Source organism: Streptomyces atratus, from assembly GCF_040655115.1.
Taxonomy (GTDB): Bacteria; Actinomycetota; Actinomycetes; order Streptomycetales; family Streptomycetaceae; genus Streptomyces; species Streptomyces atratus_D.
This window is the reverse complement of record NZ_JBFAJH010000004.1, coordinates 254,564-265,268: the sequence shown is the minus strand read 5'-3', so window position 1 is coordinate 265,268 and position 10,705 is coordinate 254,564. Positions and strand designations below refer to the sequence as shown.

General features: G+C 67.4%; 7 protein-coding genes and 3 pseudogenes. 5 read left to right on the top strand and 5 right to left on the bottom strand.

Features of this window, described 5'->3' with window-relative positions; translation table 11 throughout:
* Positions 1-908: pentapeptide repeat-containing protein (locus tag AB0I23_RS08095; RefSeq protein WP_359107913.1), on the bottom strand; the 908-nt coding region annotated here is incomplete at its 3' end.
* A 278-nt stretch (positions 909-1,186) separates the two neighbouring features.
* Positions 1,187-2,121: pseudogene (locus AB0I23_RS41620) on the bottom strand (IS701 family transposase); the annotation flags it as partial.
* Between the two features lie 574 nt (positions 2,122-2,695).
* On the opposite strand from AB0I23_RS41620, the pseudogene AB0I23_RS08085 reads away from it, so the two are divergent.
* Positions 2,696-3,055 (top strand): annotated as a pseudogene (locus tag AB0I23_RS08085) (transposase); the annotation flags it as partial.
* A gap of 94 nt (positions 3,056-3,149) precedes the next feature.
* On the opposite strand, the gene AB0I23_RS08080 reads toward AB0I23_RS08085, so the two are convergent.
* A complete protein-coding gene (locus AB0I23_RS08080; protein ID WP_359107911.1) occupies positions 3,150-3,578 on the bottom strand; it encodes a hypothetical protein in 429 nt (142 codons plus the stop codon).
* A 359-nt stretch (positions 3,579-3,937) separates the two neighbouring features.
* Positions 3,938-4,561 carry a hypothetical protein gene (locus AB0I23_RS08075; protein WP_359107909.1) on the bottom strand — a complete coding sequence of 208 codons (624 nt, stop codon included), beginning with the start codon at positions 4,559-4,561 and terminating at the stop codon, positions 3,938-3,940.
* Between the two features lie 235 nt (positions 4,562-4,796).
* Between AB0I23_RS08075 and AB0I23_RS08070 the strand changes: the two are divergent.
* Positions 4,797-5,666, top strand: a pseudogene (locus AB0I23_RS08070) (transposase); the annotation flags it as partial.
* A gap of 4 nt (positions 5,667-5,670) precedes the next feature.
* Here AB0I23_RS08070 and AB0I23_RS08065 read toward each other — a convergent pair.
* Positions 5,671-7,701 (bottom strand): glycoside hydrolase domain-containing protein, encoded by a 2,031-nt coding sequence (locus tag AB0I23_RS08065; protein ID WP_359107905.1) that lies wholly within the window; start codon positions 7,699-7,701, stop codon positions 5,671-5,673.
* A 103-nt stretch (positions 7,702-7,804) separates the two neighbouring features.
* Here AB0I23_RS08065 and AB0I23_RS08060 point away from each other — a divergent pair, with 103 nt between their 5' ends.
* From AB0I23_RS08060 to AB0I23_RS08050, 3 genes are all read left to right on the top strand, one after another.
* Complete coding sequence (locus AB0I23_RS08060) at positions 7,805-8,251, top strand: hypothetical protein (RefSeq protein WP_359107903.1); 447 nt, start codon at positions 7,805-7,807, stop codon at positions 8,249-8,251.
* Positions 8,252-8,992: 741 nt separating this feature from the next.
* Positions 8,993-9,433 (top strand): hypothetical protein, encoded by a 441-nt coding sequence (locus AB0I23_RS08055; protein WP_359107901.1) that lies wholly within the window; start codon positions 8,993-8,995, stop codon positions 9,431-9,433.
* Between the two features lie 93 nt (positions 9,434-9,526).
* Positions 9,527-10,705, top strand: a complete 1,179-nt coding sequence (locus AB0I23_RS08050; RefSeq protein WP_359107899.1) for a tyrosine-type recombinase/integrase — start codon at positions 9,527-9,529, stop codon at positions 10,703-10,705.

The following is a 10,705-nucleotide window of genomic DNA, read 5'->3' as shown; positions in this document are numbered from 1 at the left end:
ACGTCCTTGAAGGTCGCCGACTCGAACCGAGCGTCGCTCTCGAAGGTCGCCGACTCGAACCCAGCGAAGTTCTCGAAGGTCGCCGACCTGAACCCGGCGACGTCCTTGAAGGTCGCCGACTCGAACCGAGCGTCGCTCTCGAAGGTCGCCGACTCGAACCCAGCGAAGTTCTCGAAGGTCGCCGACCTGAACCCGGCGACGCCCTTGAAGGTCGCCGACCTGAACCCGGCGAAGTTCTCGAAGGCCGCCGACTCGAACCAGGCGCTACTTTCGAAGGTTGCCGAATCGAACTGGGCGGCGCCCTCGAAAGTTGCCGACTGGAACCAGGCGCTCTCCTTGAAGGTCGCCGACCCGAACCCGGCGGCGCCCTTGAAGGTTGCCGAATCGAACTGGGCGTCGACCTCGAAGGTCGCCGAATCGAACCCGGCGGCGCTCTCGAAGGTCGCCGACCCGAACCCGGCGGCGCCCTTGAAGGACGCTGAGATGAACCAAGCGCCGTCCTCGAAGGTCGCCGAGGCGAACCAGGCGGAGTCCTCGAAGGTCGCACGGTTGAAGTCGGCCAAGCCCATGAAGGTTGCCGAATCGAACACGGCTGTGTCCTCGAAGGTCGCCGAATCGAATCGGGCTACGCCGAGGCGGGGGTGTCCGGTGGCGGGGTCGCGGAGGGCGTCGAGGAGGGCATTCAGGAGAAGCTGGGTGAAGGGCGTACCGCGGTGGTCGATGTCGGTGCCGGAGGCCAGGCCGGCCAAGTAGGCGTCGCGATCGATGTCGGTCAGGTGAGCCAGGCACGCGGTGTGGCCGGGGGCGTGGATGCCTCGGCAGCCGACAGCGTCGGTGACGGGGTCCGCGCCGTGCGCGCAGTACGGCCAGGAAGGTGCCCCGGGCATAGGGGGTTGGGGTGTGCTCATCGCTTGGCGGCTCCGCTGATCCGTGCCGGTTCTGGGGCTCATTCGGATAGGACGTGGGGTTGTTGCTGGCCAGTTCCTGTCTGGTGGCAGCCAACTAAAAGCCACACCCGGCACCCCTGGGAGGCCCAACCATACGAAGGGCTCGACCATCCCGTCCCAGGAACGTAAGGTCAACTATTGCTGCGAATGGCCACCTATCGCTGCGAGTCACACTCAACTGGCCAGATAGCCCGCTCACTGGACAACTAGCGGTGGTTTGTTGAGCCGGGGAGTAGAGGTCAAGCGGGTGGCCTGCGCCGACGGCGTTGATCAGGGCTTGGAGTTCCGGTGGTGGGGGTGCATTCGTCCAGGCTCGCCAGCATCGTTGGAGGCTGGTCCAGGGGTCGAGCCAGGCCCGGACGGCGCGTATTGCCTTGGGCCAGCTGGCCGTGTGGGGCTGGTGGGGTCTGGTTGGTCCCCCTCTCGGGCCGGCCCGGTTCTTCGGGCGGCTCCGGTGGTGCTGTGCCGGGCGAAACCTTGGGTGGCGGGCTGGACCAGGCGTCCCAGCAGAACGAGAACGCGCAGGTGACCAGCGTCTGGTGGCGGCGGATGGCGGTGTCGGAGCGGACCTGGAAGTCGGCCCGCCCGAGTTCGTCCTTGACCTGCTTGTAGTTCTGCTCGATCCAGTGCCGGATGCCGTAGATCCGGACGACTTCGTGCAGGTCAGCGGCGGGTTTCGGGACTGTCGGCCTCCCGGAGGCCGCCGGGTCGGGGCAGGTCGGTGGCCATGTACCAGGTGGCCTTCGCGGGCAGAGTGGCCGGGTCTGCGGTCGCCACGACCAGACGGACGTTTCCGTCGGGGCCCCACCAGCCGAGATGGGCGTCGGCGGCCCACCAGGTCTCGGTGTGCCCGTCGCGGAAGGTTCGCTCGATGGCAGTTCCAGTCGCCGGGATGCTCGGGGTCTGTCCAGGTCAGGGCACGGGCGGCGTCGGCGGGGGTGTAGGCGTCCTTGCCGTAGGCCCAGGTGCCGTGGCTCGGTTTGAGGGCCATGACGAACGGCAGTCCCGCCTCGCTGAGTTGTCTGCGGAAGCTGTCCTGGTCGCCGTAGGCGCAGTCGGCGGCCACGGCCCGGAAGACCACCCCGGTGGCCTTGGCGGTGCGGGCGAGTTCTGCGGCGATCTGCAGTTTCGTGCGGAAGCCGGGATCGCTCCTGCCCTTGGGGAAGTGATGGCCGGTTCCTGTGTGCGACATCCCGTGAGTTCTTCTGAGCCTCGCTGAGTCCCTGGCCACGTGGCCAGGGGGTTCTTCCTCCTTCGGGTGCCCTGTGGCCTTGTGACGTAACTTCGGGATTCTTGAAGCGTTCTCACCTCGTCCGACCGATCCGCAGTCGGGTCGAAGGCGAGGAGGCTCGGGTTGGCGGCGCTGGCAGTCGTACGGGACCTGCGTGAGCACTGGGCACCCGGGTCGGCGGAGGAGCTGGAGCGGTTCGAGACCGACGTGCTGTCCGGGTTTGTCCTTGCGCGGGCCTCGGCTGGCCTGGCGGACGGCACGATTCGTGGGGACGTCGGGCACCTGGACCAGATCAGGTCCTGGTTCGGCCGGCCCCTGTGGGACATGGAGCGCGCTGACGCTGACGCGTACGTCGGGAAGGTGCTGCGGAACTCGCCCAGCGGCACCCGGCTGGCCCGGTCGCAGGCGCTGACGACATACTTCATGTTCCTGGAGTTGCGGCACAAGGTCGAGCTCCACCGGATGACCGGCCGGGTCGTTGAGTGCCCGATCGACGAGATGAACCGGCCGCGTGGCAGTCCGGGCCCAGCTGGATACTGTCGCCGACATGCTCGGCAGACAGTTCCCCAAGGTCAAAACCATGCTGCTGGAGGCGAAAGAGGACCTCACCGCCTTCGCCGACTTCCCCCAGCAGCACTGGAAAAAGATCCAGTCCACCAACCCGCTGGAACGGATCAACCGAGAGATCAAACGCCGCACCGACGTCGTCCAGGTCTTCCCCAACCCCGAGGCCGTCCTACGACTGGCCACCGCAGTGCTGGCCGAAATGCACGACGAATGGATCGCCTTCCCCCGCCGCTATCTCTCCGAAGAGAGCATGGCCACCGTCTACGCCACCGTCGACACCGAGGCCCTCCCCGGCACTACCGAGGGCTGATCCCCTGCATCACGGCAGGGGGACACGATCGACTAAAATCGCTCATGCGCCATGCCGGACCATGTGCAGCTCACCCGGCCGCGCGGCAACCGGGTCAACTTGCCGGGCTGGTCAGGACGCAGTTCGGATAATCGTTGTCCGGATCGCCGACGGCGACCCAGAGCTTCAGGAGCTTGCCTTGCCTCAAGGCGGCGTAGGAGTCGGGCTCCCGCTCATACGTTTTGGGGTGAGCGGCGTCGAAGCCCACGGGGTGAGCGGCGTCGAAGGAAACAGCGACGAAGCTTTGCTCCTTGTTGGAGCCTTGCTCCCAGGTGCCTGTTCCGGACCAGGTCAAACCGTCGTACCAGTCGACGGCGACGCAGACTTTATCGGCGATGAACGTCCCGTCCTGCTTCAGCGTGAGGGTGCCGCCGTCGGCATCGGTCCACGCGGTCGCAAGTTCGGCCGGCTTCAGAACGACCCGTTCGCCGTCGGGCGGCGGCATGACGGTGAACCTGCCGCAGGCCGTCAGGGCGAGGGCCATGGCGAGCAAGATCAGCGCAGTACGACAGGAACGCAACACACTCCACCCCTAGCGGGTTCCGCAGGCCGCGTGCGCGACCGATGGGCTCAAGAACTCATGCCGTACCCTGGCACGGAGTTTGAACGCGTTCAAGTCGTAGTTGTCGGCGGCCACTCTTCGCGAGGCGTGAGGCGGTACGGCAGCGAAGTACCGCAACCACAGTGGCCGATCGAGGTCGGGCCGCAAATAGCCCATGGATCAACTTCTTCGCGAACCGCTTCCTGGCCCGGCGCACGCGACGGTCCATGCCATCACCACTTGACGCGACGGGCACCGCGACAGGTTGCTGACCACCCAGGGCAGAGAACAGCTGCCCGCCGCTACACCACACCAGGGGACATGACCGGCCAGCACCCCTGTGCATGCAAGAGCTGTAGGACTTTCGAGGTCATCTGCCGGGTGGTCACGCTGCCGAGGCGACGTGTGCTCATTCTGAGGTCGTCGCGCGTGCCCACCAAAGCCAGGGAAGCGGACAGGCAAGGACGGAACGTCCGGCCGTATGCGCCTTGCGGCGGCGACAGCAGGACGGACCAACCGGGCCAGAAGCGCGAGGGGATCTTGTGAACGCGCTGGTCCGCCAGGCTTCCTCGAGGAGACGGCCTGGAGGGGAGGAAAGCCGGAAGCCCGTAGCGGAGTTGATCACTCGGTCGCAGCATCGGTTCCTGAGCCGTCAGCTGGACGGCGCTCAGCAGCGGAGTGATGCCGTGCATCCTGTGGAAACCCGTCAGATGTTTGATCGTTTCTGAGGGGACTTCGGCGGCGACGAGGTGCCGAAGCTCACGGCCGGCTATGTGGACGTCGGACTGCCCGAGGACTTGGAGGGCGGCGGCGATCCCGATGGCCTGGACGGGAGCAGTCAGGCTGCGCCGGGCAGGAACGGCCCCTGTGACTTCGGGAAAGATCCCTTTCACGCCCTCATAGATCTCCCGCGTGTCGTGCGGCAAGACCGCTGTCCGCGGCATCGACCAGGAGCCGGGAGGGGAGGGCACGAAGATCAGCCAGTGCCGCCAGTGCCGAGAAGCTCTGTGGAGTGCTGGCGTAGATGCCGAACCTGAGCTTGGCGTTTAACCTCGCTGACGCTGTGGCGTGCTGAAATGCGATGTTTCCGGGACAGCAGGGGCGGCCGCCCCTCACGCTTTGAGATGTCGAGTAACAGAGCGCGAGAGAACGGCCGCTGTGATGAGTCTTCCGGTTCAGGTCTCCGACGTCGAGCCGTTGTCCGTGTTGTCCCGGTTCCGGATCGAGTTCTACGACTGCCTCTACACCCGCGCGGACGCGCTCTTCGAGCTGACCGACGCGGTGCTGTGCGCGGACGGCCCGGTGAAGTCGCTGGTCGAGCTGACGCTCGCGGCCGAGCACCGGCGCGGGCACGGCGCGATGTACGACGCGCTGAACTCCGGCTGGCTGGAGCCACGCCGTCTGCGCCGCGTCCTGGACAGCCTGCCGATCCCGCGCACATCGCAGGGGCGTATCGCGCTGGCCGTGGACGTCTCCAATTGGCTGCGCCCCGACGCCCCTACCAGCCCTGACCGGCTGTTCTGCCACGTCTACGGGCGTGGCCGCAGTGCGGATCAGCGCATCCCGGGCTGGCCCTACTCCTTTGTCGCCGCCCTGGAGCCGGGCCGCACCTCGTGGACGCGGGTCCTGGACGCCGTCCGGCTCGGACCGGCCGACGATGCGACCGCGGTCACCGCCGCCCAGCTCCGTGAAGTCGTGGGGCGGCTGGTCCGCGCCGGGCATTGGAAGCCCGGTGATCCGCACATCCTGATCGTCATGGACTCCGGCTACGACGTCACCCGCCTCGCCTATGTCCTGGCCGACCTGCCCGTTGAGGTGGCCGGGCGCCTGCGCTCGGACCGCCTCATGCTCCGCGACGCCGGCGAGCGCCGCTCCGGTCCACGGGGCGGACAGCCCCGCAAGCACGGCGGGGTCTTCACCCTGAAGAAGCCCGACAGCTGGCACGAGCCGGAGACCACCACCACGACCGACATCCGGGTCCGGCGCTGCCTGGTCCGGGTCCGCCCCTGGTTGCCTTCGTCGAGAGGCTGGTCCCTCACCAGCCGGAGCTGATTTCGACGCGGGCGTTGAGGCCGCCCTTGCCGGTGCCCTTGTAGAGGTAGAGCTTTCCGGTGGCGCCCGGCTGGGACTTGACGGCTACCAGGTCACCCGTACCGTCACCGGTGAAGTCACCGCCGGCGTAGTCCGAGATGCCGTTCCAGCCACGGGAGCCGATCTCCGTGCGGGAGGGACCGGCGTCGATGGTGCCGTTGCCGTGGCCCTTGTAGAGGTAGAGCTTCCCGGTGGACTTCTCGGTGGCGACGATGTCGTCCCTGCGGTCCCTGTTCATGTCACCAGGACTGACGATCTTGTCCATGCCGTTCCAGCCACTGGAGCCGATCTCCGTCCGGGAGGAACCGGCGTCGATCGTGCCGTCGCCGTGGCCCCGGTAGAGATAAAGCGTCCCGGTCGACGTCCCGACACCGCCGAGGTCATCCCTGCCGTCACCCGTGAAGTCACCGACGAAGGTGTTGTTGATCCCGTTCCAGCCGCCGGAACCGATCTCCTTACGACGGCCCGGACCGCTACCGGTACCGGGGTAGAGGTACAGCTTGCCGCTCGCGACCTCGGTGCCGACGAGATCGTCCTTGCCGTCCGAGTTGAGGTCACCGACGGCCAGATTCGCCATGCCGTTCCAGCCACCCGTACCGATCAGCACCCGCGAGGTCAGGGTTCCCGTGCCCGTACCGGGGTACAGCCAAAGATTGCCCGTCGACACCTCAACGGCCACCAGGTCCTTCCTGCCGTCCCCATTGAAGTCACCGGCCGTCAGTTTCGTCATACCCGGGCTGCCCATGGTCACAGCCGCGCCGACGTCGACGTAGTCCCGGTCGATGTTGATCGTCGTCCCGCCGTACGACTCGGTGACATTGCCCGCGTGCTGGTGAACGCGCTGGTGCTCGGACCAGTACCCGGCGGGGATGTTCACGTCGGCGGTGTTGGCTTCACCGTTCCAGTTGGCGGACCAGACCACGTTCGGACGCTCCAGCGCCGTGGACGAGTAGACGGAGGAGAGGTCCTTGATGCCACTGGAGGAGGAGCTGTACACGCCTGACCGGTAGCGCAGTTCGTGCAGACGGGCGGACCAACCGGAGAGAAAGTTGAGGACGTTGGTGCGGTACCCCGAGGAGTACGCCTCCATGTCGGTGTACAGCACCGTGCCGGTGACGAATCCGAGCCCCTGTGCCAGATCGACCGCCGCGTCGGCGGCCGACCGGCCCTGGCTGGTCGCATTTAAGGAGGAGATGCTCGCCGCCTGAAGGCCCGCGTAGATGGGGAGCAGATGCCAGCCACGGCCGCTCTGCTCGGCCACCCATGAAGCGGTGAGGTTCGGCTGGGAGCAGGCCCGGCTCGGTCCGCCCATGTAGATGCCCACTCCTCTGTAGGGCGAGGACGCCCAGTCCGCCATGGCGCCCGAAGAGGGTGCCGCGCAGGCATCGAAGGCTTTGCCGGTGTAGCCGGTGCCCGGGATCGCGGAAGGGGCGGACGGGAAAGCTCGCTTCCGGGGCGCCGGAACTGTCTGCGGCTCGGCCGCGCTGCTGGTGGTGGCAGAGCCCAGGACCTTCTCGATCGCTGCCGTCGACGAGCCGTAGCTGACGGTTGCATAGACGCCGGCGCCCTCGAAGGCCAGCCGTACTTCGCGGGAGTCGCCGGCCGGGAGGACACGGGGAGCGGGAGAGCCCGCAGGGACGTTCACGGTGGGCACATCCTCTCGGGGTGCAGCTCCGGTGAACGGCTCCAGCACGATCGCATCGGTCTTCGCCGCGATCAGGTGGCCAGGGCAGAACTGCTCGGCTCCTGGATGCCCCAGATACACGGCGTGCTGATCGAGTCGTACGCAGGCGTTCGGGTCCGTCTCCAGGTCCACCAGCCTCCACCCGGCCGGAACGTCGATGGAGAGTCCCCGGTACTCGACGTGGGTGAGCGGTTCCGCCGCCGAGGCGTTAGCGGAGTGCTGGAACATGGCGGTCAGTCCGATGACGGCCATGAAGGCAGAGGCCGAACGGCGCAGATGACGGTTCTTCATTCTCTCTTCCAGAAGTCGGGGTCCGATGCGGCACGGCCGGCGCGGTCGGGGTGTGGGAGCGCACAGAGGCGGGGCGGGGCCGCAGCGAACTCGAACCCGCCTGATGGAGTTGTCACCAGCCGCCGGTGCCGATGTCGATGCGGGCGTTGAGGCCGCCCGTACTGTTGACCTTGTAGAGGTAGGGCTTTCCGGTGGCGCCCGGCTGGGATTCGAGGGCTGCCAGGTCACCCGTACCGCCACCGGTGAAGTCACCGCCGACGTAGTCCGAGATCCCTTTCCAGCCACCGGAACCGATCTCCGTACGGGAGGAACCGCCATCGGTGGCGCCGCCGCCATGACCCTTGTACAGGTAAAGCGCCCCGATCGACGTCCCGACACCGCCGAGATCATCCCCACCGTCACCCGTGAAGTCGCCGACGAAGGTGTTGCTGATGCCGTTTCAGCTGCTGGAACCGATCTCGGTACGACTGCCCAGCCCGCTACCGGTTCGAGCCCCTGCTCACGCGTGGATCGGGTCTTGACCAGCAGCAGTAAGCTGCACCGATCATGAGCACGCACGCCATCCCCGAGCGTCTGCCGGATGACGCTGCCGGCACCGACCTTCGCGAGGCATGGCGGACTGGTCGAATCTTCGGCCCGCCGATCCGGCGGACCTTCCGCGACGTCATCGCCGACCGTCTGCCAGGCCCGCAGCCGCCGCAGGCCACGATGCTGTTCGAACCCTCTGCGGACCCGCACTGGGACAACGACAGGTTCTTCCTCGGCGACTTCTACAACGCGATCCTCCACCAGGACACCTGCCAGCCGCACACCGCCGACGGCGTCGCCTTGCTCACGGCCCTGGCCGTCGACGACCGAGTGCCTCCCCAACACCGCTTCCAGACCCTGGTCCTGCTGATCGACATCGCCACCGTCGCAGACCGCCACCTCGCGCGGTGCTGGCCGGACACCCCGCCACATGCCGATCCCGGCAGTGAAGGCAGGGCCCGCGACGCCGTACGGTCCTGCACTCCGGACCTGTTGGCCCGATGGGCGGTCGAGTGCCCAGCGGTCCGTCTGGCACTGGCCGGCCTCGCCGTGGTCTTCCCAACGGTCCGTACGCTGCCCGCGTTGACCCCACGGCTTCAAGGCTTCGCCGACCAGCACCGTCAAGGCACTGACATGGGCGACTACGTACGATTCGCCCTGGCGCTGGCCGCTCGCGACGACCACCACACCCTCACCGCTGTCGAGACGCTCACGGACGCCTACTGGAAGGGCACCACACGCAGAGCGCCCACACGAGGTGGCGATGCTGCTGCTGCCGCTGCCGATGCGGCCGGACTGGGGGCCGGAGATGGAGTGGCCCTACCCCGGCGCCCCGGCGGCGTCGGTGGCCGAGCTGGCCGGGCACCCGGTCGCCGGGCTGCCGTTCTTCGCTCCCGAGACGGTGACCAGCGACCACGGCGCCGTCTACAAGAGCCACCACTTCGTTCAGGCCGCAGCGACGCTCGGGATCGATCTGCTGCCGGCCCAGGCGATGCGGCCGCCCGACAAGGCCGCCTGCGAGCGGGCCTTCGCCGGGATCCAGTCGCTGCTGCTGGAGCTGCTCCTCGGCTACCGCGGCATCGACGTCGCCGACCGCGGCGCCAACCTGGAGGGGGACGCGTCCTGGACGCCATCGGAGATGGAGCACCTGCTGGCCACGTGGATCGTGAAGGTCTTTACCGACCGTGAGTTGTGCTGCCCGTGATGTCCGCCTGGGTCTGTGACATGGACGTCATGGGCTCGTTTACCGACCGGGACCGGAACGTCTGCCATGTTCCGGAGTCGGTACGGAGGACGAGTGGTACGGCACATCGTGGTCGGGGACTTGAGGGTCCAGCGGATCGAGCGGAAGGACGGACGGCGATCGTGGACGATCGTCTGGCCCGAGGGCACCCTCCATACGGACGCGGACCGGTTCCTGCGCGTCCATGACGGCACCGGCACCCAGAAGACGTACGCGTACTGCCTGGTGGATCATCTGCGGTGGCTGGAGCGTGAATGCCTGGCCTTCGACACAGTCCAAGTACGCGACCTCGAACGGTACATGGGCATCGTCGGCGCCGAGGTCCGTATGCCGCTCGGCGAGCCCTGGAGGGTCGGCAAGCGCCCCTACGGCCGGTCCGCACTGTCGATCGCGGCGTCCTGTCTGAAGGGCTTCTACCTGCACCAAGCCTCCCTCGGCATCAACGTCGACCTCGGCGAGAAGCTGGATGGCACCCGGCTCCCGTCGCGGGTGGACCGTCGTCGCTCGTTCCTCGGACACGTGAAATCCGCGATGCCCGCGAACCCGCTCGCGCCGAAGGGCCCACTCCGCCGGCATCCGAAGATGCTCCCGGAAGGGGCGAGGGACAGACTGCTGGAGAGGGTGAACTCGGCCCGGGACCGGCTGGTGGTGACCTGGCTCGCCGACGGCGGTCTTCGGGTTGGTGAGCTCTGCGGGCTGCACCTGGTTGACCTGCATCTGCGCGAGAACGCGGCCTGCAACGAGTGCCGCAGCCCTCACCTGCACGTCTGCCATCGTCCGAACAATCCGAACCGCGCCGAGGCCAAAACCAAGCACTCCTGGCAAGTTGAACACGGCACGGTGACAGGCGGGTTGATCAAGCGGGTCAGCCCGGCGATGGTGCACGCCTACTTCGAGTACATGACGACCGAGTACCCGCGCGGGGCCGGACACGGCATGCTCCTGGTCCAGCTCCACGGTGCCGGCACCGGGCAGCCCTGGGCTCCGGTCGGCGCCCGCCGGATGCTCGGCCGGGCCGGGAAACGCGCTGGCCTGGGACTTGTGAAACCCCACGCCTTCCGGCACTCCTTCACCTCCGCGGTTCTTGATGCGGCCGACGGCAATCTGCTGATCGCCCGAGACGCTGGCGGCTGGGCCTCAACGGCCACGGTTGACGAGGTCTACGGACATGTCGACGTCCACGACCCCACTTTCGACGCCGCCCTGCGCACTGTCTGGGGTGAGTCGAAGTGA

Bases quoted from the DNA above. Each gene is read 5' to 3' on its own strand.
- AB0I23_RS08080 (WP_359107911.1), bottom strand. From the start codon at position 3,578: ATGGCCCTCGCCCTGACGGCCTGCGGCAGGTTCACCGTCATGCCGCCG.
- AB0I23_RS08065 (WP_359107905.1), bottom strand. From the start codon at position 7,701: ATGAAGAACCGTCATCTGCGCCGTTCGGCCTCTGCCTTCATGGCCGTC.
- AB0I23_RS08060 (WP_359107903.1), top strand. From the start codon at position 7,805: ATGGAGTTGTCACCAGCCGCCGGTGCCGATGTCGATGCGGGCGTTGAG.
- AB0I23_RS08055 (WP_359107901.1), top strand. From the start codon at position 8,993: ATGCTGCTGCTGCCGCTGCCGATGCGGCCGGACTGGGGGCCGGAGATG.